The following is a 23,573-nucleotide window of genomic DNA, read 5'->3' on the forward strand; positions in this document are numbered from 1 at the left end:
GCCATGCCCTCGGACAACGGAGCACCGGACGACGCACCCCCCGATCTGTCGGACGCTGCCGAGGAGTGGCCGGTGGTCGGGTCCGAGGACCTCTACCGGGGCGCGGCTCCCTTCGCGGTGCGCTCGGACCGTCTCCGTCACCGGGACCACTCGGACGAGGAGGCGTTCGACCGGGTGGTGCTCGAGCACCCGGGGGCGGCGGTGGTGCTCGCCGTGGACGAACGGGACCGCGTGCTCGTCGTGCGTCAGTACCGCCATCCGGTGGGCCAGCGGCTGGTCGAGCTGCCCGCCGGCCTGCTCGACATGCCCGGCGAGGACCCCGAGGAGGCGGCCCGGCGCGAGCTCGTCGAGGAGGCGGGGTACGACGCCCGCTCCTGGACCCACCTCGGCTCGACGTACAGCTCTCCGGGCATCACCGGGGAGGTCATCCACCTCTACTTGGCCCGCGACCTCACCCCGGCCGACCGCGGCGATTTCGAGCCCGAGCACGAGGAGGCCGACATGCACCTGCTGTGGATGCCGTTCGACGATCTCGTGCGGGGGGTCCTGGCCGGGCGGGTGGCGAACGCGCCGCTGATCAACGCGGTGCTGCTGGCTCGGGCCCGTGGCCTCGTGGGCGGGACCGCCGGGGGCTAGGGTCGGTTCTCGTGAAGGTCGGCATCCCGAAGGAAGTCAAGGACCACGAGTACCGCGTGGCCATCACCCCGATCGGCGTCCACGAGCTGGTCGCCCACGATCACGAGGTGGTGATCCAGACCGAGGCGGGTGTCGGCTCGGGCATCCCTGACGAGGAGTACGTCGCGGCGGGGGCGAAGATCCTGCCGGACGCGGACGCCGTGTGGGGCGAGGCCGAGATGATCCTCAAGGTCAAGGAACCCGTCGCCGAGGAGTACGCGCGGATGCGGGAGGGGCAGACGCTCTTCACCTACCTGCACCTGGCGGCGGACAAGCCGCTGACCGAGGAGCTGCTCGCCCGCAAGGTCACCGGCATCGCCTACGAGACCGTGCAGACGCCGGGCGGTGCGCTACCGCTGCTCTACCCGATGTCGGAGGTGGCCGGCTGCCTGGCGCCCCAGGTCGGTGCGCACGCGCTGCTCAAGGCCCAGGGCGGCAGCGGGGTGCTGCTGGGCGGTGTAGGCGGGGTCGCCAACGCCAAGGTGGTCATCATCGGCGCGGGGGTCTCCGGGCAGAACGCGGCCAACATCGCGCTCGGCATGGGCGCGGACGTGACCCTGCTCGACACCGACCTGGACAAGCTGCGGATGTCGTTCTGGCGCTACAACAACCAGGTCCACGGACTGGCGTCGTCCAAGCTGGCCGTCGAGCAGCACGTGACGCAGGCCGACATGGTCATCGGCGCGGTGCTCATCCCGGGCGCGGCGGCGCCCAAGCTGGTCAGCAACGACCTGGTCTCGCGGATGAAGCCCGGCTCGGTGCTCGTGGACATCGCGGTCGACCAGGGCGGGTGCTTCGAGGACACGCACCCGACCACGCACTCGGACCCGACGTTCCCGGTCCACAACTCGATCTTCTACTGCGTGGCCAACATGCCGGGCGCGGTGCCCAACACGTCGACCTACGCCCTGACCAACGCGACCATGCCCTACGCCGTCGCGCTGGCCAACAAGGGCTGGGAGCAGGCCTGCCGCGACGACCACAGCCTCGCCCTGGGCCTCAACACCTACGCCGGGCAGCTGACCAACGCCCCGGTGGGTGAGGCGGTCGGCATCGAGGCCGTCTCGCTGGAGTCCGTGCTTGGCTGACCGCGATGGCTGACGCTCATGGCTGATCCAGGGCGGGCGGTCCGCACCTATCTCGACCACCTGGCCGTCGAGCGCGGGCTGGCGTCGAACACCCTCTCCTCCTACCGGCGGGACCTGCGGCGCTACCTCGACCACCTGGCCGGCCTCGGCGTCGAAGACCTGGACCGGGTCACCGAGCAGACGGTCGCGGACTTCCTGGTCCGGCTGCGTGAGGGCGACGCCGACCACCCGCCGCTCAGCTCGACCTCGGCCGCCCGGACCGTCGTGGCGGTGCGGGGGTTCCACCGGTTCGCGCTCGCCGACGGTCTGGCCTCGACCGACCCGGCCGGCGCGGTGAAGCCGCCGACGCCGACGAAACGGCTGCCCAAGGCACTGCCGCTCAGCGACGTCGAGTCGATCCTCGAGGTCGCGGGTGAGCCCGGCACCACGCTCGCGCTCCGCGACCGCGCGCTGCTCGAGGTGCTCTACGGCACCGGGGCGCGCATCTCGGAGGCCGTGGGCCTCGACGTCGACGATCTCGACACGGTGGACGCGGTGGTCAAGCTGCGCGGCAAGGGCGGCAAGGAGCGCGTCGTGCCGATCGGCTCCTACGCGCTCGAGGCGGTCGACGCCTACCTGGTGCGCGGCCGCCCGGAGCTGGTGTCCACGGGCAAGGGTGGACCCGCCCTCTTCCTCAACGCCCGGGGTGGCCGGCTCTCACGCCAGTCCGCCTGGGCGATCCTGGTCAAGGCCGCCGAGCGCGCGGGAGTCACGGCCGACGTCTCCCCGCACACACTGCGCCACTCGTTCGCCACCCACTTGCTGGACGGCGGCGCCGACGTCCGCGTGGTGCAGGAGCTGCTCGGCCATGCGTCGGTCACGACCACCCAGATCTACACGCTGGTCACCGTCGACAGCCTGCGCGAGGTCTTCGCCAGCGCGCACCCGCGGGCGCGGGACTAGCCGGTGACCCGGCTGAAGGTCTCCGCGGGAGACTCACCCGACGACGTCTACTCCGCGGTCGTCGACTGGGCGGCGGAGGAGGGGCTGGAGCTCTACCCGCACCAGGACGAGGCGGTGATCGAGCTGCTCGGCGGCTCCAACGTGGTGCTGTCGACCCCCACGGGGTCAGGCAAGTCGCTGGTCGCCGTGGCCGCCCATGCCGCGGCGCTGGCGCAGGACCAGGTCACCTACTACACGGCCCCGATCAAGGCGCTGGTGAGCGAGAAGTTCTTCGCACTCTGCGAGGTCTTCGGGGCGCAGGACGTCGGCATGCTCACCGGCGACGCCTCGGTCAACGCCGACGCGCCGGTCATCTGCTGCACCGCCGAGATCCTCGCCAACATCGCCCTGCGCGAGGGGACCAAGGCCGACGTCGGGCTCGTGGTGATGGACGAGTTCCACTTCTACGCCGAGCCCGACCGCGGCTGGGCCTGGCAGGTCCCGCTCATCGAGCTCACACAGGCCCAGTTCGTGCTGATGTCGGCCACCCTCGGCGACGTCACCGAGCTCGCCGCCGACATCTCCCGGCGCAACGGCCGCGAGACGGCGCTGGTGACCGATGCCGAGCGCCCGGTGCCGCTGACGTTCACGTGGGCGCTCACCCCCCTCGCCGAGACGCTGGAGGAGCTGGTGCACACCCACCAGGCCCCGGTCTACGTCGTGCACTTCACCCAGAAGGACGCCGTCGAGCACGCCACCGGGTTGCTCAACGCCAAGCTTGGAGCGTCCGGCGCCGCACTCGACCAGCTGAAGGAACGGTTGGCGGGGTTCCGGTTCGGGGCCGGGTTCGGCAAGACGCTGTCGAAGCTGCTGCGCCGCGGCATCGGGGTCCACCACGCCGGGCTACTGCCGCGCTACCGGCGGTTGGTCGAGCAGCTGGCCCAGGCGGGCCTGCTCACCGTCATCTGCGGCACCGACACCCTGGGCGTCGGCATCAACGTGCCGATCCGGACCGTGCTCTTCACCGGTCTGGCGAAGTACGACGGCAACCGCAGCCGGATCCTGCGGATCAGGGAGTTCCACCAGATCGCCGGCCGGGCCGGCCGAGCCGGCTTCGACACCGCCGGCAACGTCGTCGTCCAGGCGCCGCCGCACACGATCGAGAACGAGAAGGCAAAGGCCAAGGCGGACGCCAAGAACGCTGCGATGAGCGTGGAGAAGCAGGCCAAGCGCAAGAGCAAGGCCCAGCTCCGCAAGCCGCCCGAGGGCACAGTCGTGTGGACCGAGCAGACCTTCGACCGGCTGGTCAACGGCACACCCGAGCAGCTGGTGTCGCGGATGCGGGTCGACAACTCGATGCTCATCAACGTGCTCGGCCGCGAGGAGGACGCGTTCCCGGTCCTGCGCCGGATCCTCACCGACAACCACGAGTCCGAGCGCGACAAGCGCCGGCTCGCGCGGCGCGCGGTCCGCCTGGCGCGCAGCCTGCGGCAGTCCGGCACGCTCACCCGCCTGGACCAGCCCGACGAGTTCGGCCGGCGCTACGTGCTCACTGTCGACCTGCCCGAGGACTTCGCCCTCAACCAGGAGCTCGCGCACTTCGCCCTCGCGGCCCTGGACGTGCTCGACCCGGAGGCGGAGGAGCACACGCTCGACATCGTCTCGGTGATCGAGTCGGTGCTGGAGGGCCCGCGGCAGATCCTGTTCGCCCAGCAGTACGCCGCCCGCGGGGAGGCGGTCAACGAGATGAAGGCCGACGGCATCGACTACGAGGAGCGGATGGCGTTGCTCGACCAGGTGACCTGGCCGCAGCCGCTGGCGGAGCTCCTCGAGGCGACGTACGAGCTCTACCGGCGCAGCCATCCGTGGCTCCACGCGGACGCGCTGCAGCCCAAGTCGATCGTCCGCGAGATGTACGAGCAGGGGATGAGCTTCACCGACTTCGTGGGCCGCTACCAGCTGGCCCGGTCCGAGGGCCTGGTGCTGCGCTACCTGACCGACGCCTACCGGACGCTCCGCCAGACGGTGCCGGACTCGCACCGCACTCCCGAGCTCGACGACCTCGCCGAGTGGCTGGGGGAGACCATCAGGCAGACCGACTCGTCGTTGCTGGACGAATGGGAGGCACTCACCGACCCTGAGGCGGTCGCCCGGCGGGCCGCCCAGTTGGCGACCAACCAGCTGCCGGCCTCACCGCGGCCGATCTCGAAGCAGGATCGGGCGTTCCGGGTGATGATCCGCAACGCGATGTGGCGGCGCGTGGAGCTCGTCGCCCGCGACGACCTCGACGGGCTGATGGCGCTGGAGCGGGCGGCGGCCGACCGGACCGACCCGCCGGGGGAGGTCGTGATGACCCGGTCGCGGTGGGACGAGGCGATCGAGGCCTACTACGGCGAGCACGACCGGGTCGACCTCGGCGCGGACGCGCGGGGACCGGCGCTGCTGCGGATCGAACCCCACCCCGAGGCAGGCGGACGGGCCTGGCGGGTCCGGCAGACCCTCAGCGACCCCGAGGGCCACCACGACTGGGTGATCGACGCGGTCGCGGACCTCGACGCCTCGGACGAGGCGGGGGAGCTGGTGCTGGCGACCGAGGCCCTGAGGCAGCTGTGACGCCCATGGGATGGGCTGCGTAGGGTCGGGAACATGAGCGACGTCCAGGTGTCCGACAATCCAGGCGAGTCCCGCTTCGAGGCCCACGTGGACGGTGAGCTCGCCGGCTTCGCGGCCTACGACAACACCGACGACCTGATCGTGTTCACCCACACCGAGATCTTCGACGCCTTCGAGGGGCAGGGCGTCGGGTCTGCGCTGGCCCGGAGTGCTCTGGACGCCGTACACGCCGATGGCACCCGAAAGGTGCTGCCCAGGTGTCCGTTCATCCGGCGCTGGATCGAGAAGCACCCGGACTACCAGGACCTGGTCGGCTCGATGGTCTGACCGGCTCCGGCCGGTTGACCCGCCAGCTCACTGTCCACAGATTGCTGCACAGCCCCGGGATGCCTGTGCACCCCAGCGGGAGCGAGTGCACACGTCCTGCACAGATCCAGGCCAGTGCCTGGGGGTAACCGGGGGGCGCCTTGTCGGTCCTCGCCGGACCGACCTAGAGTCCTTCCGCGCGTCGCCCACATGTCGCCGTGTCGACAAATTACGGTGCGGACAACAGAACGATTCTGGCCGGACCGGCCCGGGAGGAACAGCGGATGACCGACAGCTTCCAGGAGCACGCAGGCTCGAGTGCCCCGGAGATGCCACCGCTGACCCGTCCGCCGGTCCCGGACCCGGTCCACACCCAGGGAGACGCCGTGCACCTGCCCTTCCAGCGCCGTCAGGACGAGACGTCACCGACCCCTGCGGAGGAGCTGGCGCTGCTCGACGAGCCCCTCGCTCCCGTCGAGCCGGTGGCCCCCGACGAGCCGCTCGGCCCGACCGGCCGGCCCATGCCGTTCATCCCCGAGCCACGCGCGCTCACCACCCACGGCAACGCCCGGGTGATCTCGATGTGCAACCAGAAGGGCGGTGTGGGCAAGACCACGACGACCATCAACCTGGGTGCCTCCCTGGTGGAGTACGGCCGCAAGGTCCTGCTCGTCGACTTCGACCCGCAGGGGTCGCTGTCGGTCGGTCTCGGTCTCAACCCGCACGAGATGGACCTGACCGTCTACAACCTGCTCATGCAGAAGGACGTCGGCCTGCACGACGTCGTGGTGCCCACGGTCGTCCCGGGGATGGACCTGCTGCCCTCCAACATCGACCTCGCGGCCGCCGAGGTGCAGCTGGTGCACGAGGTCGGCCGCGAGCAGACGCTCCAGCGGGCCCTGGCCGACGCCATGGACGAGTACGACGTCATCCTCATCGACTGCCAGCCGTCGCTCGGCCTGCTCACCGTCAACGCGCTGACCGCCTCTCAGGGCGTGATCGTGCCACTCGAGTGCGAATACTTCGCGCTGCGCGGGGTGGCGCTGCTCAAGACCACGATCGACAAGGTGCGCGAGCGTCTCAACCCGGCCCTGGAGATCGACGGTGTGCTCGGCACCATGTTCGACGGCCGCACCCTGCACAGCCGTGAGGTGATGGACCGGCTGGTCGAGGCGTGGGGTGACAAGGTCTTCCACACCGTCATCCGCCGGACCGTGAAGTTCTCCGACTCCACCGTCGCCGGTGAGCCGATCACGACCTACGCGGCGACCTCGCAGGGCGCGGACTCCTACCGCCTGCTGGCCAAGGAGGTGCTCGCAAGGTGTCTGCACCCCACGGACTCCTCGGCTCCTCCGCTGCGCTCCTCCGCCGATGACTCCGCGGGGACCCCGCGTGAGTAGGCGGGTGAACCTGCCTGCGGCCGACGACCTGTTCCGGTCCACCGACGACCCGGCGAAGGAAGGCGCGTCGGGGAAGCGCGCCGTCCGTGCCGTGCCCGACCCGGCTCCCGAGCAGGAGTCGATGGCGAAGAAGCCCAGCGGGCGGATCCGGCACGACGAGAAGGTGACCGTCTACGTCACCTCGCAGGAGCTTCTCGACATCGAGCACGCCCGGCTGGCGCTGCGCAGCGCGCACGGTCTCGCGGTCGACCGGGGACGCCTGTTGCGCGAGGCGGTCTCGCTGGTCCTCGCCGACCTCGAGGAGAACGGCGAGAAGAGCGCCCTGGTCCGCCGGCTGAGCGAGGGATGACCGCGACCCTCATGTCGGGTGAGAGTCCTGACCTCGCCGAGGCGTCGTTCGCGCTCCACCTGGACAACTTCGAGGGCCCGTTCGACCTGCTCCTCAGCCTCATCTCCAAGCACAAGCTCGACATCACCGAGGTCTCGCTCTCGCAGGTCACCGACGAGTTCATCGCCCACGTCAAGGCGGGCGCCTCGGCGCGCGACACCGCCGAGGGGGAGGGAGAGTGGGACCTCGAACAGACCTCGTCGTTCCTCCTCGTGGCGGCCACCCTGCTCGACCTCAAGGCGGCGCGGCTGCTCCCGCAGGGCGACGTCGAGGACGAGGAGGACCTCGCGCTGCTCGAGGCGCGCGACCTGCTGTTCGCCCGCCTGCTCCAGTACCGCGCGTTCAAGCAGGTCGCCGGGGTCCTGGAGAAGCGGCTGGCGGGGGAGTCGCGCCGCCACCCGCGGGCGGTCGGGCTCGAGGACCGGTTCGCGACCCTGCTGCCCGAGGTGCTCATCGGCATCGGTCTCGACCAGTTCGCCCAACTCGCGGCCAAGGCGCTGGAGCCCCGGACCGAGGCCGAGCTGACCCTGCACCACATCCACGCGCCGCGGGTCAGCGTGCGCGAGCAGGCCGCGCTCGTGGTCGACCGGTTGCGGCGCAGCGGCGCGATGACCTTCCGGGCGCTGTGTGGCGACTCACCCGACACCCTCACCACCGTCGCCCGGTTCCTCTCGCTGCTCGAGCTGTTCCGCGAGGGAGCGGTGGCCTTCGACCAGGTCAGCCCGCTCGGCGAGCTGACCGTCCGCTGGACCGGGTCCGACGACGCCGACGCCGAGGACTGGGTCGACCACGTCATCGACGACGAGTTCGACGGCGCGCCCCCCGGCGTACCGTCGGAACAACCACAGGACGAGGGCCGAGAAGAGGACCCCGAATGACCCAGGACACGCTCGCGGTGGCGACGACCGAGCTCGCCCCGGCGCTCGAAGCGGTGCTGATGGTGGCCGACGAGCCTCTGGACGCGACCAGCCTGGCCACCGCGGTCGGCTACCCCGTCGACGAGGTCGTGGCGGCGCTGCAGACGCTGACCGAGGAGTACGACGAGCAGGGGCGCGGCTTCGAGCTGCGCAACGTCGCCGGGGGATGGCGCTACTACACCCGCGAGGAGTACGCCTCGGTGGTCGAGGGGTTCGTGCTCGAGGGGCAGCAGGCCCGGCTCACGCAGGCCGCGCTCGAGACCCTGGCCGTGGTCGCCTACAAGCAGCCGGTCTCGCGGGCCCGGGTGTCCGCGATCCGAGGCGTCAACGTCGACGGGGTCATGCGCACCCTGCTCACCCGCGGCCTGGTCGAGGAGGCCGGCCAGGACGAGTCCTCGGGGGCGACGCTGTTCCGGACGACCAGCTACTTCCTCGAGCGGATCGGCGTGACCAGCATCGAGGAGCTCCCCGAGCTCGCGCCCTACCTCCCGGACCTGGCAGACATGGAGGACATGGACGGGATGGAGGCCGTGCTCGGCGGCGAGAACCTGCCCACTCCGGACGAAGGGCCCAGCACGGAGCCCGACGGCGGCACCGAGCCCACATGATCACCCCACCAGATCGCGAGCTCCCCCGCTTCGCTCCTCCGCCCACGATCCGGCGGGGACCCCGAAAAACATGATCACCGGCCCCGCGGTCGACGACGACGGGCTCATCCGCCTCCAGAAGCTGCTGGCGACCTCGGGCGTCGCCTCCCGCCGCAAGTGCGAGGAGCTGATGCTCGCCGGGGAGGTCGAGGTCGACGGGGAGGTCGTCACCCGGCTCGGCACCAAGGTCGACCCGGCGACCGCCGTGATCAGGGTCAGCGGCCGGCGCCTGCCACCGGTCTCGCCCCACGTCTACCTGGTGCTCAACAAGCCGCGCGGCGTGGTCTCCACGATGTCCGACCCGCAGGGGCGCCGGACGCTGGGAGACCTGGTCGCGGACCGGCCCGAGCGGCTCTTCCACGTGGGCCGCCTCGACACCGACACCTCCGGCTTGATCGTGCTCACCAACGACGGCGACTTCGCCCAGCGGCTCGCCCACCCGTCCTACGAGGTGGACAAGACCTACGTCGCCGAGGTCGACGGCGAGGTCACGAAGGCGACGCTGCGCACCCTGCGCGAGGGCGTCACCCTCGAGGACGGTCCGGTGACCGTCTCCAGGGCCAGGGTCGTGCAGCACGGCAAGGGCAAGTCCATCGTCGAGCTGGTCATCCACGAGGGCCGCAACCGGATCGTTCGTCGGCTCCTCGACCAGGTGGGCCACCCGGTCAAGCGGCTGACCCGAACGGCCATCGGACCGGTGCGCCTCGGGCGGCTGCCCGAGGGCGAGCTGCGCGAGCTGACCCGCGACGAGCTGGGCGTGCTGCTGGACAGCGCGGAGCTCTGAGGCGGGCAACCACTAGCCTTGTCGCCTGTGGCGGTCAGGGCGGTGCGCGGGGCGACCCAGCTCGATCAGGACGTCCGTGAGCACATGCTCGACCGGGTCGCGGAGATGGTGCTGGACTCGATGAGCGCCAACGGCCTCGAGGTCGACGACTTCATCTCGGTGATCTTCACCGCGACCTCCGACCTGGTCTCGGAGTTCCCGGCGTACGCCGCCCGCCAGCTCGGGTTCGGCGAGGTGCCGCTGCTGTGTGCCCGTGAGCTCGAGATCGCCGGCTCGATGCCGCGGGTGGTGCGGATGCTCGCCCACGTGGAGACCGACCTGCCGCGCGCCGACATCACCCACGTCTACCTACACGGCGCGGCCGCGCTGCGCAGCGACCTGACTCGCACCCGGTCGACGCCCGATGAGTGAGACGACGACACCTCTCACGGGACCCGTCGAGATCATCGGGGCGGGGTTGGTCGGCACGTCCATCGGGCTGGCGCTGCGCCGGGCCGGGGTCGACGTGATCCTGGCCGACGAGAACACCGACCACCTGCGGACGGCCTCGGGCCTCGGCGCCGGGCGGCCTGCGACGGCCGAGGACCAGCCGCGGCTGGTGGTGGTCGCGGTTCCCCCGGACCACCTCGGTACGGTGATCAGGAACGCCCTCGAGCGGACCCGCGCGGTGGTGACCGACGTGGGAAGCGTCAAGTCGGGCCCTTTGGCAGCCGTGCTCGGCACGCCCGGGCTCGAACGCTACGTCGGGGGCCATCCGATGGCGGGCAGCGAACGCTCCGGACCCCTGGCCGCGAGCCCGGCGCTGTTCGACGGCCGACCCTGGGCGGTCACCCCGCACGAGACCTCCGAGCCCGGTGCCGTCGAGGTGGTGGAGGCGCTGGCTCGGCTCTGCGGGGCGGTCCCGGTGCGGCTGAGTCCCGTCGAGCACGACGCGGCGGTCGCCCGGACCTCGCACGTGCCCCATGTGCTCGCCTCGCTGGTCGCCGGACAGCTGCTCAACGCGCCCGCCGACCACCTGACGCTCTCAGGACAGGGCGTCCGCGACGTCACCCGCGTGGCGGGCGGTGACCCCGCGCTCTACGGCCAGATCGTCGCGGCGAACGGCGACCAGGTGCTGGCTCTGCTGCTCGACGTCCGGGACCGCCTGGACGATGTCATCCAGGCCCTGGACGGGCGCGACCGAGTCTGGCTGGAGTCGTTGCTGCGCGACGGAGTCGCCGGCACCCGCGCGATCCCCGGCAAGCACGGAGGACCCGTCCGCCCGACCCGCTCGGTGTTCGTCTCGGTGCCCGACCACCCCGGCGAGCTCGCCCGGCTGTTCGCCGACGCCGGCGAGAGTGGGGTCAACATCGAGGACGTGCGCATCGACCACGACCCGGGCCGCGACACCGGTCTGGTCGAGCTGGTCGTCGAGGAGGACCTGGCCGAGCACCTGCTCTCGTCCCTGGAAGCCAAGGAATGGGTGACCCACCGGTAGGCTCGCCCCTCGTGAACAACGCTGGTCCAGGCCCCGGAGACGGGGTCGTCGTCGCCGTCGACGGCACGTCGGGATCGGGCAAGTCGAGCACCTCCCGCGGCGTCGCCAGGCGGCTCGGTCTGCGCTACCTCGACACCGGGGCCATGTACCGCGCGGTCACCTGGTGGATGCTCCGCCACGGTGTCGACGTGCACGACGCCGCCGCGGTCGCCGCACGCTGCGAGGAAGCCCGGATCGAGTCCGGCACGGACCCGGTGGCCCCCACGATCACCGTCGACGGCGAGGACGTCGCCGTCGAGATCCGCGGGGACGACGTCAACGCCGCGGTGTCGCCGGTCAGCGCGGTGCCGCGGGTGCGCGCCCGGATGCAGGTCATGCAGCGCCAGATCATCGAGGCTGCGCTCGCGGACGGCGGGATCGTCGTCGAGGGCCGCGACATCGGGTCCGTGGTCTGGCCGGACGCCGCCGTCAAGATCTACCTCTCCGCGGACGCCGCGGCGCGTGCCCACCGACGCGCCCTTGAGGAGGGTGGCAGCGACGTCGATGCCACCCGCGAGTCGCTGCTCGCCCGCGACAAGATCGACTCCGGACGCGCCGTCTCGCCGCTGGTCCTTGCCGAGGGAGCCGTCCACCTCGACACAACAGACCTCACCCTGGACCAGGCCATCGACCGCATCGTGCGCATGGTCGCGGACGCCCGGGACGGGGTGAACGCGCCGTGAACGACGTCCGCGACCGCAGCCTGCTCCCGGCCAGCGCCTCGAAGCATCCCAGCCGGTTCCTGCTCCACAACCTGCGCCGGCCGGCCAGGCTCGTCGTCCAGCGCCGCATCTCCGTGACCCTGCACGGGGTCGAGCACTTCCCTGCCGCCGGACCGGTGATCCTGGCGAGCAACCACGTCGGCATCGCCGACGGGCCGCTGCTGGCGATCTACGGCCCGCGCCCGGTCCACGCGCTCACCAAGCAGGAGATGTTCGAGGGCCGGCTCGGAGGCTTCCTCCTCCGGTCCGGGCAGGTCCCGCTGGATCGCTTCAACTCCGACCCCGCGGCCGTGAAGGTCTGCCTCCGGGTCCTTCGCGACGGGGGAGTGGTGGGGATCTTCCCGGAGGGGTCACGCGGCTCCGGTGAGTTCCATCGCTTCCACCGCGGCGCCGCCTACCTGGGCCTGGTCTCCGGCGCCCCGATCGTCCCGGTCATCCAGTTCGGCACCCGCGAGCCGGGCGACGGGAGCAGCGCGCTGCCCAAGAAGGGCGGGCAGGTGCATCTCGTCTACGGCGCGCCCTACACCTTCGAGCCCATCCACTGGCCGCGCACCAAGCAGGCGGTCGAGGATGCCTCGCGCAGGCTGCGCGAGTTCATGGTCGACCACCTCGAGCATGCCAAGCAGCTGACCGGCCGCACGCTCCCAGGCCCGATCCCCGCGGCCAAGGACAAGGACCCAGACCCGGACACGAGCATCCCGACGTGAGTGACTCCCAGGAATTCGACACCCCTGACGAGGCATCCGTGGTGGTGCCCGTGCTGGCCGTGGTCGGCCGCCCCAACGTCGGCAAGTCGACCCTGGTCAACCGGATCATCGGCCGCCGCGAGGCGGTGGTCGAGGACGTGCCCGGCGTGACCCGCGACCGGGTCTCCTACGACGCGCAGTGGAACGGCCGCGCGTTCACCGTCGTGGACACCGGCGGCTGGGACCCCGATGCTCGCGGGCTGGCCGAACGGATCGCCGGACAGGCCGAGATCGCGGTCTCACTGGCCGACGCCGTGCTCTTCGTCGTCGACGCGACGGTCGGGATCACCGACATCGACGAGGCGGTCGTCAAGATCCTGCGCAAGTCGGGCAAGCCCGTCGTCCTCGCGGCCAACAAGGTCGACGACCAGCGCACCGAGGCCGAGGCCTACGGCCTGTGGAACCTCGGCCTGGGCGAGCCGATGCCCGTCTCGGCGCTGCACGGCCGCGGGTCCGGCGACATGCTCGACGCCATCCTCGCTGCGCTCCCCGAACCGCCCCCCGAGCAGGAGACCGTGGTCGGCGGACCCCGGCGGATCGCCATCGTCGGCCGGCCCAACGTCGGCAAGTCCTCGCTGCTCAACCGGCTGGCCGGGGCCGAGCGGGTCGTCGTCGACGATGTCGCCGGGACGACCGTGGACCCCGTCGACGAGCTGGTCGAGCTCGGCGGCCGCACCTGGCGCTTCATCGACACTGCCGGCATCCGCAAGCGCGTCAAGGAGGCGTCCGGCCACGAGTACTACGCCTCGCTGCGCACCTCCACCGCGATCGACCGCGCCGAGGTGGCCGTCCTGGTCCTCGACGCCTCCCAATCGGTCGCCGAGCAGGACGTCCGGATCCTGCAGACGGTCCGGGAGGCGGGTCGCGCTCTGGTCATCGCGTTCAACAAGTGGGACCTGGTCGACGAGGAGCGCCGCTACTACCTGGAGCGGGAGATCGAGCGCGACCTGGTGCAGGTGCAATGGGCGCCGCGCATCAACGTCACCGCGCGGACCGGCTGGCACGTCGACCGGCTGGTCCCCGCCCTGGACCGGGCGTTGGAGGGGTGGGAGACCCGGGTCGGCACCGGCACGCTCAACGCGTTCCTCGGCCGTCTGGTCGCCGAGCACCCGCACCCGGTCCGCGGCGGCAAGCAGCCCAAGATCCTCTTCGCGACCCAGCCGTCGACCGCACCACCGACCTTCGTGCTCTTCACCAGCGGCAAGCTGGAGGCGTCCTACGAGCGCTACGTCGAGCGCCGGCTGCGCGAGGAGTACGGGTTCGTCGGCACCCCGATCGTGATCACCCAGCGGGTGCGCGAGAAGCGCAAGCGCTGATGCTCCGCATCTTCTAACCTCGAGGGATGCCCCCCGCTCTGCGTACGGTTCTGCCGGCACTGCTCTTCGCGGGCGGGCTCGGCGTCTCGACGTTCGTCGTCCCCTCCGCGGCCGTCCCGCCGACCCCGCACAAGCCGATCGCCAAGACGCAGTGCTCGGAGTTCCCGGCAGACAACTGGTGGCACGCCGACGTCAGCGGCCTGCCGGTGCATGCGCGCAGCGCCTCCTGGCTCTCGCGCATGTCGACCGACGTCGACCTGCACCCGGACTTCGGTCCGTCCTACGGCGACGGACCCAACTACGGGATCCCCATCACCGTCGTCGACAGGACCCACCGCAAGGTCAAGGTGTCGTTCTACTACGGCTCGGAGAGCGACAAGGTCCGCTACCCGCTCGGCAAGGACACCCGGATCGAGGGCGGCCGCAACAGCGACGGCGACCGGCACGCCATCATCGTCGACAAGTCGCGGTGCAAGCTCTACGAGGTCTACGACACCCGCAAGGTCGCCGGCAGGTGGCGGGCCGGCTCCGGAGCGGTGTGGTCGCTGAAGAGGAACAACCTCCGCCCGGACGGCTGGACCTCCGCGGACGCCGCCGGCCTGCCGATCCTGCCCGGTCTGCTGCGCTGGAACGAGGTCCGCACCGACCGGATCGACCACGCCATCCGCTTCACCACCGACGAGACCTCGAACCATCACCTGTGGCCGGCGCGCCACCACGCCGGCTCCACCGACGACCCCAACTACCCGCCGATGGGCGCGCGGTTCCGGCTCAACGCGTCCTACGACGCCTCGGGCCTCTCGCCCTACGCCCAGCGGGTCGTCGCGGCGATGAAGAAGTACGGCCTGGTCCTCGCCGACAACGGCTCACCGTGGTTCTTCCAGGGCGAGCAGCACCGCAAGTGGCCCGACCAGCTCATCGAGGACCTCAAGCAGATCCCGGCTGACCAGTTCGTCGCGGTCGACACCTCGTCGCTGCAGGTCTCCCCGGACTCGGCTCAGGTGGGCTGAAGCCGCGCGCTCGTGGAGGGCACGCTCCGGTCAAGTCGGAACCGGTGGTACTTGGAGAGACTGATCTGGAGGAGTCCGCCCACGACAGCAACGGGGATCAGGTAGTACTCGAGGTCGCCGTCGATCAGGAAGAAGTAGTCGATCTCGTCCGGGTCGTAGCCGCGCGCACTGCGGCTGGTGCTCCCGAGAGACACCAGCCAGCTGTTGGCTGGACGGGACCTCGTGGTCTTGACCTGCACGCGCAAGAGCTCCCCGTCGCGACTGGCGATGATGTCGTAGTGACAGGGCTCGAGTGGCCAGGCGATCTCGTAGCCGCACAGGCTGAACCAGGCGGCCGCCAGGAGCGAGCCGGACCTGGCGAGGTGCGCTGGGTCCGGTCGAAGGCGGGCCATGTCAGTGGGCGGCTGGGGGCCTCGTCCGAGGTGGGTGATGTCGATGCCCATCCGAACCGCATGACCCTTGAGGGCTATCTGGCTGGACGCTCCGGACAAGCCGAGCGCCGACACGACCTCCGCCCAGGTGGTCGACGCAGCGACTGCTGCGGCGAGCTCGTCCACCGTCCAACGCCGACCGCCGGTGAAGTGATCCACGTCGAGCCCCAGCCTGGCGGCGCGCCTGCGTGCAGAGCGACACGCCGACGCGGAGTTGTCGTTGAGACCGAGCTCACGAAGCACTCCCCGCCACGAACGGGAAATCGCGACGGCGCGAGCCAGCTCGCCGTCGGTGTAGGTGCTGCCGGTCATGCTCGGCACGCTAGTTCCGGCCGCGGACAATCCGCTCGGACCCGATTCGGAGGGCCCTGCGCACTGCGGTAGCCTGCTCGCTGGCCGTCCCTGGTGAGGGCCATCGGGCTGTGGCGCAGTTTGGTAGCGCACTTCACTGGGGGTGAAGGGGTCGCAGGTTCAAATCCTGTCAGCCCGACAGAGTTTTCGCAGGTCAGAGGCGTCTCCAAGCCGGAGGCGGCCTTCGCCCGTTCGGACGAGGGCGGCGTCCAGGAACTCCAGCACCCGGCGTTGCCACTCCTCCGGCTCGGTCCGCAGGCCGGCGGTGTGCCCGGCGCCCGGGACGGTCCAGATCTGGACCGCTTCAGGGGCCGCCCGGTCCAGGAGCCTCGCGGCGAGACCCTCCGTCTCGACCTCGCCGGCGACCACCAGCAGGATCGGGGTGGCTGAGCCGTCCGCCTGGGCGTCCGCGACCGACTCCCGCAGGGGTGGCGGCTCGGGTGCCGGGCTGAGCAGTGCGGCGACGCCGTAGGTGCCCCGGTCGATGGCGCGCTGGATGTCCCCGCGGACGCCGTACTCGGACAGGTAGGCCTTGTCCGCCGCCACCCGGTGGGTCGCACCCTCGGCCACCACGACGCGCACGCGCGGGTCGGCACCGGCGGCCCCGATGGCCTCCTCGCCGCCCATCGACAGCCCGACCACACCGAGACCGTCCGGCGCGACCTCCGGCTGGTCGCCGAGGAAGTCCAGGGCCGCGGCGACGTCCAGCTCGCCGTACCACCCGAAGTCCATGCCCCGACCCTCGCTGCCACCGTGGCCTCGGGCGTCGAGCAGGAGGACTCCGTAGCCGTGCGTGGCGAGCACGTCGGCGTGGGCCAGGACGGCGGTCCTGGTTGACCCGGCACCGTGGAGGAGCACGATGGCCGCTCCGTTCTCACCGGGCACCCACCACGCGGCAAGCTCGACACCGTCGTCGGTCCGCACAGCCACGGACTCGTAGCCCAGGCCGACATCGGCCGGGGTGCGCGAACCCAGGGCAGGGTGTGCCGGCAGGCCAGCCATGACGCCTTGGGTGACCGTCCACAGGACGAGGTAGGCGGCGACGAGGAGAGCCGGGAGGACCAGCAGCCACCAGCGTCGGCGCACGGCCCGCAGCAGCCGCCAGCAGCACCAGATGGTGGCCGACCCGCCCCCAGCCAGAGCCAGCAGGCCGAGCCAGGCGACCACCCCGCCGTCGTCCTTGCTCAGTCGTGGCAGGGCGAGGCCGAGTCCTGCCGCGAAGCTGACCAGGGAGAGCAGGCAGGCGGGCACCAGAAGCACACGTCGACCAGTCACGCCGCCAGGTTGCTGCGTACGCCGGGGCGCGGACAGGGCCGAACGACCTCGCCCGTTCGGTCGTCGGTCATCACCCTCGGACCGAGGTCTCGGCGGGCTGGGACCAACGACTCTCTCCCTGCGTCGTTCGTCGGTGGCATCGTCGTTCGTGTGGGACAGGTCGGACTCACGAGTGCGCAGGTCGAGGACCGGTTGCAGCGGGACGGCCCGAACCTCCTCCCCGAGCCCAGACGGCCCTCGCCGCTGCGGCTGCTGACCGCTCAGCTCACCCACCTGCTGGCCCTGCTGCTGTGGGTCGCGGCCGGTCTCGCACTGCTGGCCGGGATGCCGCAGCTGTCGGCAGCCATCGTCGTGATCATCCTGCTCAACGGCGTCTTCGCGTTCTGGCAGGAGTTCCGGGCCGACCGATCCGCGCAGAAGCTCAAGGCACTGCTCCCGTCGTCCACCCGGGTGCTCCGGGACGGTCGGCGGGTCCTCGTCGACGCCGCCGACCTGGTCGTCGACGACGTCGTCCTCCTGGAGGCAGGGGACCGGGTGGCCGCCGACCTCGTGGTCCTCTCGGCCCGGGGGCTCGGCATGGACGAGTCGCTGGTGACCGGCGAGAGCGGTTCGGTCCCGCGCCACGAGGGAGACGGCCTGTTGGGCGGGAGCTTCGTGGTCCAGGGGGAGGCGACCTGCCTGGTCGTGGCGACGGGGCGCGAGACCGAGCTCGCCGGGATCGCCGAGCTCGCCGAGAGCGCCGACCGGCCGCCGAGCCCGCTGACCCGCCAGCTCGACCGCGTCGTCCGTGTCCTCGCCGTCATCGCCACCGGCACGGGGGTCGGTCTGGGCGCCGCTGCGATCGGGCTCGGACTGTCGACCACCGACGCGTTCCTGTTCGGTGTCGGTGTCGCGGTCGCCCTGGTGCCGGAGGGGATGCTGCCGTCCGTCACGCTGTCCCTGGCCCGGGGGGCGCAGAACATGGCCGCCCGCCGGGCACTCGTGCGCCGGCTGGATGCGGTCGAGACCCTGGGTGCGACCACGTTCATCTGCACGGACAAGACGGGGACCCTGACCCAGAACCGGATGAACGTCGTCGAGGTGGTCACGCCCGCCGGCTCGGTGACCATCAGCGGGGCCGGCTACGAGCCGGTCGCCACGCTGCACGGCCCTCCCGAGGCCGTCGGCCTGGCGCGCGCCGCGGCGCTGGCGGCCGTCGCCTGCGTCACGGGACGAGTGGTCGAAGGGGCCGCGGAGCATGGCGGGTGGCACCCGCTCGGCGACCCGATGGAGGCGGCTCTCCACTGTTTCGCGCTGCGCGCGGCGGCGGAGGTGCCCGACCACGACACCACCCAGCGGCGCCCCTACACGAGTGACCGGATGCTCACCTCGGCCCTGGACCGACAGGGGGAGGTGTCGGTGCTGGGAGCGCCGGAAGGAGTGCTCGGGCGCTGCGCCGCCGACCTCGCCGCGGTGTTCGAGGAAGACCTCGACAGACTCACGGTGAGCGGTCAGCGCGTCCTCGCGGTGGCGAGGCGCACCTGGACCGGTGCCGCCTCTCCCGAGATGGAGGCGGACCTGGAGCTCCTCGGGCTGGTCGCCCTCGAGGACCCGCCGCGACCCGACGTCCGGGAGGCCCTGGCCGCCTGTCGCGAGGCCGACATCAGGGTGGCGATGATCACCGGCGACCACCCCCGCACCGCGGAAGCCATCGCCCGTGAGGTCGGGCTCCTGGACGAGGGCGGACTGGTCGTCTCGGGTGACCAGCTGCCTCTGGACGACGCCGCCCTGGGTGCGCTCCTCGACCGACGCGGCGGAGTGGTCGTCGCCCGGGTGTCCCCGGCTGACAAGTTCCGCATCGCCGCGGCCCTGCGCGGACGCGGCCACGTGGTTGCGATGACTGGTGACGGCGTCAACGACGCCCCAGCACTCCGGGAGGCCGATGTCGGGATCGCGATGGGGGCCAGCGGATCCGATGTCGCGCGCGAAGCTGCGGACCTCGTCCTCCTCGACGACCACTTCGCGACGATCGTGGCGGCGATCGAGCTCGGGCGGGCCACCTTCCGCAACATCCGGAGGTTCCTCACCTACCACCTCACCGACAACGTGGCCGAGCTGACGCCGTTCGCGGTGTGGGCCCTGAGCGGCGGTAACTACCCTCTCGCGATCACGGTCCTGCAGGTCCTCGCCCTGGACATCGGCACCGACATGCTGCCGGCGCTGGCCCTGGGGGCCGAGCCCCCCCGCCAAGGAATCATGCGAGGACGGTCGGGGAGAAGGCTGGTCGACCGTCCCCTGCTCCTGCGGGCGCTCGGGGTCCTCGGGCTCACCGAGGCAGCACTGGCCATGAGCGTGTGCACGCTGGTGCTGCTCTCCGGAGGCTGGTCGTGGGGGGAGGTGCCGTCCTCGCGACTGCTCGCCGTCGCATCGGGCTCCACCTTCGCCACGATCGCGGTCGCGCAGATGGCGAACGCGTTCGCCTGTCGCAGTGCCGTCCTGCCCGCCTGGCGGATGCCGTTCCTCGGCAATCGGCTGGTCCTGGCGGCCGTGGGTGCGGAGCTGGTGCTGCTGGTCGTGTTCCTGGGCGTCCCGAGCCTGGCCGGGCTGCTTGGTGGCGGCTGGCCCTCGCCGCTGGGCTGGCTCGCCGCGGGTGCCGGCGCCCTCGTGCTGCTGCTGGTCGACGCGGCCGCCAAGCGCGCTCGGCACCACGGCAGGGTCGAAGGTCAGCTCTGACGGGGACCTGCACCCCTGACGTCCGGATCTCGTGGGGGCCGATGCTGGGCAGGCCGGATCAGCGAGGGCGCGGAGGTGGAGATCGTGACCAGTCCAGTCCTGACCTTCCTGGGCGCGACCGCCACCGTGACCGGCAGCAAGTTCCTGGTCGACGTCGGTGACTCGCGCCTCCTCGTCGACGCCGGGCTGTTCCAGGGGCCGCCGGACCTGCGCCGTCGCAACTGGGAACCGTTCCCGGTGCCGGCCGCGACCGTCGACTCGGTGATCGTGAGCCACGCGCACCTCGACCACTGCGGACACCTGCCCCGGCTGGTGCGCGAGGGGTTCTCGGGCCCCATCCTCTGTACGGCGGACACCGCCGAGCTGGTGGAGATCGTGCTGCGCGACAGTGCGCACCTGCAGGAGGAGGACGCCCAGCACGCCAACTTCGGGGGGTACTCGAAGCACCGGCCGGCGCTCCCGCTGTACGACGGAGAGGACGTCGAACGGACCTTGCCGCTCCTGCGCCCGGTCGAGTTCGGGGCCACGGTCGAGCTCGGGCCGGAGGCGCGCATGACGTTGCACCCGGCCGGCCACATCCTGGGCTCGGCGACCGTCCTCGTCGAGACCGCCGGCCGCCGGACCCTGTTCAGCGGCGACCTGGGCCGTCCCACCCACCCGCTCCTGAGGCCGCCCGCACCACCGCCGGCGGCACACTCCGTGGTCGTCGAGTCGACGTACGGCGACCGGACCCACGCACCGGCCACCCCCGACGTGCTCGCCGAGGCGATCCGACGGGCCGCACACCGTGGCGGGTCGGTGTTGATCCCGGCGTTCGCCGTGGACCGGACCGAGCTGGTGGTCCTGACCATCGACCGGCTGATGGCTGAGGGGCGGATCCCCCGGCTCCCGCTCTTCGTGGACAGTCCGATGGCCATCGCCGCGCTGAACGTCTACCGTCGCGCGCTCCGTTCGCCGTCACCACAGCTTCGTCCGGATCTCGATGAGATGCGGGCTGCCTTGGACGCCGTCGACGCGCACGGGGTCACGGACGCAGCGGGATCGATGCGGCTGAACCGTCCGGAGATGCCGTGCATCGTGATCTCCGCCTCCGGGATGGCCACCGGAGGACGCGTGATCCATCACCTCGCCAGTCAGCTCCCCGACCCGCGGAACGTCGTGGTGCTCACCGGCTACCAGGCGGTCGGCACGCGTGGCCGACAGCTCCTCGAGGGCGCCCGGCAGGTCAAGATCCACGGTCGATACGTCCCGGTGCGCGCCGAGGTGGTCGACGTGCAGGACTTCTCGGTCCACGCGGACAGCGGCGAGATCTGCACGTGGCTGGCCTCGGCGCCCGAGCCCCCTGAGATCGTCTACGTGGTGCACGGCGAGACGGCCTCGTCCGAGGCGCTGGCCGGTCGGATCCGGGACGAGCTCGGCTGGTGCGCGGTCGTTCCGGCGCCTGGTGAGCGGGTTCGGCTCGACTGAAGGCTCAGGTCGGCTGCCGGTTCTCCAGGTCGGATCGATAGCTGCCGTGGCGGGCCGCTCCATTGAGGTTTGCCCGGTGCCGGAGGGCGGCCTGGGCCGCGTCCCAGTTCGCGTCGTCGCCGGCCCAGGCCCGCAGGACCGGGCCCTGCAGGGCCCGCCCGAAGGAGAAGCTCAGCTCCCAGGGTTGCCGCCCGAGCCTGTTGATCGCGTTGAGCCGCGAGGTGGCCTGCGTGTCGCTCATCCCGCCGGAGAGGAAGAGGATGCCGGGCACGGCGGCCGGGACGGCCGCGCGCAGGACGTCCACGGTGGCCCTCGCGATCCGGTCGTCGTCGACGGGTTCCGTGGCCTCCGCCCCGGGGACGACCATGTTGGGCTTGAGGAGGGTGCCTTCGAGGACGACCCGGTGCCGGGCGAGCTGGGCGTAGACCTCTCGGAGCACGTCCGCGGTCACGCTTGCGCAGCGGTCCAGCGGGTGTGCGCCGTCCATCAGCACTTCCGGCTCGACGATCGGAGTGAGGCCGGCCTCCTGGGCCAGGGCCGCGTACCGCGCCAGAGCGTGCGCATGGGACTCGATGCAGGCCCGCGTCGGGAGTCCGTCGTCGATGCGGATGACCGCTCGCCACTTGGCGAACCGCGCGCCCAGGCCGACGTACTCGGTGAAGCGGTCGCGCAGGCCGTCGAGACCCTCGGTGACGACCTCGCCGGGGAAGCCGGCCATCGGCCGGGTCCCGCCGTCGACCTTGATGCCGGGCACCATGCCGGCCTCGCTGACGACGTCGGCGAACCGGCGCCCGTCGGCCGCACGCTGGCGGAGCGTCTCGTCGAAGAGGATGACGCCGCTGACGTGCTCGGCGAGGCCCTCGGTGGTCACGAGCATCTCGCGGTAGGAGCGGCGCACCGGTTCAGTGGACTCGACGCCGATGGCCGCCAGCCGCTTGGCCATCGTCGGGGTGCTCTCGTCCGCGGCCAGGATCCCCTTCCCGGGTGCCACCAGCTCCTGCGCAGTCCGGACCGGAGTGTCCATGACTAGGACTCCAGGTCGGAGACCCTCCAGCCGCCGACCTCTGTCTCGGGGACGTCTGCGGCATCCGCCAGTCCGGCCTCGACGAGCTGGCGGCCCAGCTCTAGCAGCGCGCGGCCGGCGGCAAGCTCGTAGCCCACCTCCGCCACGTCCTCCGGGTCCTGTGGCGACAGTTCCGCCCGGCCGGTGACGGCCGGCCAGGCGTGGTTGCCGGCCATCAGCCGTGCCTCGGCGTGGGTATGACCTTCCTGGTCGCTCAGGTGCAGCTTCACCGTCCAGGTGGTGACGTGCTGCTCGATGTCCATGGTCGTTCCTCTCACTCGATGGGAGCCAACGTCTCGAGGAGGCGGTGCTCGCGATCCGAACGCCGCACGTCCTTGGCGGTCACCGGAGCCTCCGGGGTGATGAGCACGGGAGAGGTGGCATGGCTCAGCGCCGCCCTGGCCACAGGGCCGAGGTGCGTGCGCAGGGGGAGCAGGTGATGACGCCGCCCGAGGACGAGCAGGTCGGAGACCTCCGCCGCGTCGAGCACCGCCTCCGCGGCCGGGGCGTGGCGCACCTCGACCTCGACGTCCACGTCGGAGAACGCCGAGTGCAGCGGCGCGAGCACGGGGTCGAGGTCTCGACGCCAGCGCGCCGTCCACTCGCTGAGCGAGGTCTCGTCGAGCAGCACTGAGTCGAAGCCCGAAGCGAGCCACCAGGCGTGCAGCACGACGAGCGAGGCGCCGCGGGCCCGAGCCCCCTCGAAGGCGGCGCGCAGGACCACCGGTGCCTCGACGGGGTCCTGGACGGCGGCCGTCACCACCGGGGGCCGGCCGGCCCGGGGTGACCAGTCCTCAGGGACCGAGACGACCGGCCCGTGCGCCCGCCCGGCGACGCTCTGGACGACGGACCCGCCGACCGCGCGGCGCAGCCGGCCCAGTGAGCGGTGCTCGAGCACCAGCAGCTGGCCGTCCGCGGAGCGCGCCACCAGCTCGTCGACCGCGCGCCCGCTGTCGACCAGCTCGGAGGTCACGGCGAAGTCGCCTTCGGCGAGGTGGTCAGCGTGGGTCACCGCGGCATCCAGGGTCGCGCGAGCGTCCTCGAGGGCACCGCCGTAGAGGCCGGCGTAGGCCTCGCCCGGCGGGACCTGCAGGACGTGGACCAGGTGCACAGGCCGACCCGAACGGCGGGCCTCGTCGACGGCGAACCGTACGCCGGAGCCGGATGAGTCGTCGCCGACCCCTACGACGATGACGTCGCTCGGTGCGCTCATCGGGGTCTCCTC

At 71.6% G+C, this 23,573-nt stretch carries 23 protein-coding genes and 1 tRNA gene; 19 read left to right on the forward strand and 5 right to left on the reverse strand.

Translation table 11 applies throughout. The features are described 5' to 3' along the window. Window positions 1–3 precede the first annotated feature (3 nt). The 16 genes from ACYVC6_RS18170 (at window position 4) to ACYVC6_RS18245 (ending at window position 15,049) form a co-directional block, all read left to right on the forward strand. Window positions 4–636 carry an NUDIX domain-containing protein gene (locus tag ACYVC6_RS18170; protein ID WP_460715861.1) on the forward strand — a complete coding sequence of 211 codons (633 nt, stop codon included), beginning with the start codon at window positions 4–6 and terminating at the stop codon, window positions 634–636. Window positions 637–647: 11 nt separating this feature from the next. Continuing rightward, complete coding sequence (ald, locus tag ACYVC6_RS18175; RefSeq protein ID WP_460715862.1) at window positions 648–1,763, forward strand: alanine dehydrogenase; 1,116 nt, start codon at window positions 648–650, stop codon at window positions 1,761–1,763. 18 nt (window positions 1,764–1,781) lie between these two features. Further along, window positions 1,782–2,705, forward strand: coding sequence for a site-specific tyrosine recombinase XerD (gene xerD, locus ACYVC6_RS18180; protein WP_460715863.1), 924 nt, complete (start codon window positions 1,782–1,784; stop codon window positions 2,703–2,705). Window positions 2,706–2,708: 3 nt separating this feature from the next. Then, entirely contained in the window at window positions 2,709–5,297 is a 2,589-nt protein-coding gene (locus ACYVC6_RS18185) for a DEAD/DEAH box helicase (RefSeq protein ID WP_460715864.1), read from the forward strand. Between the two features lie 33 nt (window positions 5,298–5,330). Then, window positions 5,331–5,624: a GNAT family N-acetyltransferase gene (locus ACYVC6_RS18190; protein ID WP_460715865.1), complete on the forward strand. Its 294-nt coding sequence runs from the start codon at window positions 5,331–5,333 to the stop codon at window positions 5,622–5,624. Window positions 5,625–5,887: 263 nt separating this feature from the next. Next, window positions 5,888–7,003: a ParA family protein gene (locus ACYVC6_RS18195; protein WP_460715866.1), complete on the forward strand. Its 1,116-nt coding sequence runs from the start codon at window positions 5,888–5,890 to the stop codon at window positions 7,001–7,003. A 10-nt stretch (window positions 7,004–7,013) separates the two neighbouring features. Further along, the gene (locus tag ACYVC6_RS18200) at window positions 7,014–7,352 is read left to right on the forward strand and encodes a hypothetical protein (protein WP_460716511.1); all 339 of its coding nucleotides are present in this window, start codon (window positions 7,014–7,016) and stop codon (window positions 7,350–7,352) included. Continuing rightward, complete coding sequence (locus tag ACYVC6_RS18205) at window positions 7,349–8,269, forward strand: segregation and condensation protein A (RefSeq protein ID WP_460715867.1); 921 nt, start codon at window positions 7,349–7,351, stop codon at window positions 8,267–8,269. Before ACYVC6_RS18200 ends, ACYVC6_RS18205 begins: the two co-directional genes overlap by 4 nt. After that, window positions 8,266–8,916, forward strand: coding sequence for an SMC-Scp complex subunit ScpB (scpB, locus tag ACYVC6_RS18210; protein WP_460715868.1), 651 nt, complete (start codon window positions 8,266–8,268; stop codon window positions 8,914–8,916). The genes ACYVC6_RS18205 and scpB overlap by 4 nt, the downstream gene beginning before the upstream one ends. Window positions 8,917–8,986: 70 nt before the next feature. Then, window positions 8,987–9,739, forward strand: coding sequence for a pseudouridine synthase (locus ACYVC6_RS18215; RefSeq protein WP_460715869.1), 753 nt, complete (start codon window positions 8,987–8,989; stop codon window positions 9,737–9,739). 27 nt (window positions 9,740–9,766) lie between these two features. After that, a complete protein-coding gene (gene aroH / locus ACYVC6_RS18220) occupies window positions 9,767–10,150 on the forward strand; it encodes a chorismate mutase (protein WP_460715870.1) in 384 nt (127 codons plus the stop codon). Then, window positions 10,143–11,216, forward strand: a complete 1,074-nt coding sequence (locus ACYVC6_RS18225) for a prephenate dehydrogenase (protein ID WP_460715871.1) — start codon at window positions 10,143–10,145, stop codon at window positions 11,214–11,216. Before aroH ends, ACYVC6_RS18225 begins: the two co-directional genes overlap by 8 nt. Before the next feature lie 11 nt (window positions 11,217–11,227). After that, the gene (cmk, locus tag ACYVC6_RS18230; protein WP_460715872.1) at window positions 11,228–11,938 is read left to right on the forward strand and encodes a (d)CMP kinase; all 711 of its coding nucleotides are present in this window, start codon (window positions 11,228–11,230) and stop codon (window positions 11,936–11,938) included. Next, window positions 11,935–12,684 (forward strand): lysophospholipid acyltransferase family protein, encoded by a 750-nt coding sequence (locus tag ACYVC6_RS18235; protein WP_460715873.1) that lies wholly within the window; start codon window positions 11,935–11,937, stop codon window positions 12,682–12,684. Before cmk ends, ACYVC6_RS18235 begins: the two co-directional genes overlap by 4 nt. Further along, complete coding sequence (gene der / locus ACYVC6_RS18240) at window positions 12,681–14,039, forward strand: ribosome biogenesis GTPase Der (RefSeq protein ID WP_460715874.1); 1,359 nt, start codon at window positions 12,681–12,683, stop codon at window positions 14,037–14,039. The genes ACYVC6_RS18235 and der overlap by 4 nt, the downstream gene beginning before the upstream one ends. Before the next feature lie 26 nt (window positions 14,040–14,065). Continuing rightward, window positions 14,066–15,049, forward strand: coding sequence for a hypothetical protein (locus ACYVC6_RS18245; RefSeq protein ID WP_460715875.1), 984 nt, complete (start codon window positions 14,066–14,068; stop codon window positions 15,047–15,049). Here ACYVC6_RS18245 and ACYVC6_RS18250 read toward each other — a convergent pair. Next, window positions 15,037–15,792, reverse strand: coding sequence for a group I intron-associated PD-(D/E)XK endonuclease (locus tag ACYVC6_RS18250; protein ID WP_460715876.1), 756 nt, complete (start codon window positions 15,790–15,792; stop codon window positions 15,037–15,039). The genes ACYVC6_RS18245 and ACYVC6_RS18250 overlap by 13 nt on opposite strands. Before the next feature lie 104 nt (window positions 15,793–15,896). Between ACYVC6_RS18250 and ACYVC6_RS18255 the strand changes: the two genes are divergently transcribed. After that, window positions 15,897–15,970, forward strand: a tRNA-Pro gene (locus tag ACYVC6_RS18255). On the opposite strand, the gene ACYVC6_RS18260 is transcribed toward ACYVC6_RS18255, so the two are convergent. Beyond that, window positions 15,952–17,106, reverse strand: a complete 1,155-nt coding sequence (locus tag ACYVC6_RS18260) for an alpha/beta hydrolase (RefSeq protein WP_460715877.1) — start codon at window positions 17,104–17,106, stop codon at window positions 15,952–15,954. The two genes, ACYVC6_RS18255 and ACYVC6_RS18260, sit on opposite strands and share 19 nt — an antisense overlap. Before the next feature lie 150 nt (window positions 17,107–17,256). Between ACYVC6_RS18260 and ACYVC6_RS18265 the strand changes: the two genes are divergently transcribed. Further along, the gene (locus ACYVC6_RS18265) at window positions 17,257–19,818 is read left to right on the forward strand and encodes a cation-translocating P-type ATPase (protein WP_460715878.1); all 2,562 of its coding nucleotides are present in this window, start codon (window positions 17,257–17,259) and stop codon (window positions 19,816–19,818) included. An 84-nt stretch (window positions 19,819–19,902) separates the two neighbouring features. Continuing rightward, window positions 19,903–21,285, forward strand: coding sequence for an MBL fold metallo-hydrolase RNA specificity domain-containing protein (locus tag ACYVC6_RS18270; protein ID WP_460715879.1), 1,383 nt, complete (start codon window positions 19,903–19,905; stop codon window positions 21,283–21,285). A gap of 4 nt (window positions 21,286–21,289) precedes the next feature. Here the strand turns inward: ACYVC6_RS18270 and ACYVC6_RS18275 are convergent, their stop codons facing one another. From ACYVC6_RS18275 to ACYVC6_RS18285, 3 genes are read right to left on the reverse strand one after another with little or no spacing between them, the layout of a single operon-like run. Next, the gene (locus tag ACYVC6_RS18275) at window positions 21,290–22,309 is read right to left on the reverse strand and encodes a class I fructose-bisphosphate aldolase (RefSeq protein ID WP_460715880.1); all 1,020 of its coding nucleotides are present in this window, start codon (window positions 22,307–22,309) and stop codon (window positions 21,290–21,292) included. Window positions 22,310–22,311: 2 nt separating this feature from the next. Beyond that, entirely contained in the window at window positions 22,312–22,611 is a 300-nt protein-coding gene (locus ACYVC6_RS18280) for a dsRBD fold-containing protein (protein ID WP_460715881.1), read from the reverse strand. Window positions 22,612–22,622: 11 nt separating this feature from the next. Continuing rightward, the gene (locus ACYVC6_RS18285; RefSeq protein WP_460715882.1) at window positions 22,623–23,561 is read right to left on the reverse strand and encodes a universal stress protein; all 939 of its coding nucleotides are present in this window, start codon (window positions 23,559–23,561) and stop codon (window positions 22,623–22,625) included. Between the last annotated feature and the right edge of the window lie 12 nt (window positions 23,562–23,573).

This window comes from Nocardioides dilutus (assembly GCF_054779555.1).

Bases quoted from the DNA above. Each gene is read 5' to 3' on its own strand.
- ACYVC6_RS18170 (WP_460715861.1), top strand. From the start codon at position 4: ATGCCCTCGGACAACGGAGCACCGGACGACGCACCCCCCGATCTGTCG.
- xerD (WP_460715863.1), top strand. From the start codon at position 1,782: ATGGCTGATCCAGGGCGGGCGGTCCGCACCTATCTCGACCACCTGGCC.
- ACYVC6_RS18190 (WP_460715865.1), top strand. From the start codon at position 5,331: ATGAGCGACGTCCAGGTGTCCGACAATCCAGGCGAGTCCCGCTTCGAG.
- ACYVC6_RS18195 (WP_460715866.1), top strand. From the start codon at position 5,888: ATGACCGACAGCTTCCAGGAGCACGCAGGCTCGAGTGCCCCGGAGATG.
- ACYVC6_RS18205 (WP_460715867.1), top strand. From the start codon at position 7,349: ATGACCGCGACCCTCATGTCGGGTGAGAGTCCTGACCTCGCCGAGGCG.
- scpB (WP_460715868.1), top strand. From the start codon at position 8,266: ATGACCCAGGACACGCTCGCGGTGGCGACGACCGAGCTCGCCCCGGCG.
- ACYVC6_RS18215 (WP_460715869.1), top strand. From the start codon at position 8,987: ATGATCACCGGCCCCGCGGTCGACGACGACGGGCTCATCCGCCTCCAG.
- ACYVC6_RS18225 (WP_460715871.1), top strand. From the start codon at position 10,143: ATGAGTGAGACGACGACACCTCTCACGGGACCCGTCGAGATCATCGGG.
- ACYVC6_RS18245 (WP_460715875.1), top strand. From the start codon at position 14,066: ATGCCCCCCGCTCTGCGTACGGTTCTGCCGGCACTGCTCTTCGCGGGC.
- ACYVC6_RS18250 (WP_460715876.1), bottom strand. From the start codon at position 15,792: ATGACCGGCAGCACCTACACCGACGGCGAGCTGGCTCGCGCCGTCGCG.
- ACYVC6_RS18275 (WP_460715880.1), bottom strand. From the start codon at position 22,309: ATGGACACTCCGGTCCGGACTGCGCAGGAGCTGGTGGCACCCGGGAAG.
- ACYVC6_RS18280 (WP_460715881.1), bottom strand. From the start codon at position 22,611: ATGGACATCGAGCAGCACGTCACCACCTGGACGGTGAAGCTGCACCTG.
- ACYVC6_RS18285 (WP_460715882.1), bottom strand. From the start codon at position 23,561: ATGAGCGCACCGAGCGACGTCATCGTCGTAGGGGTCGGCGACGACTCA.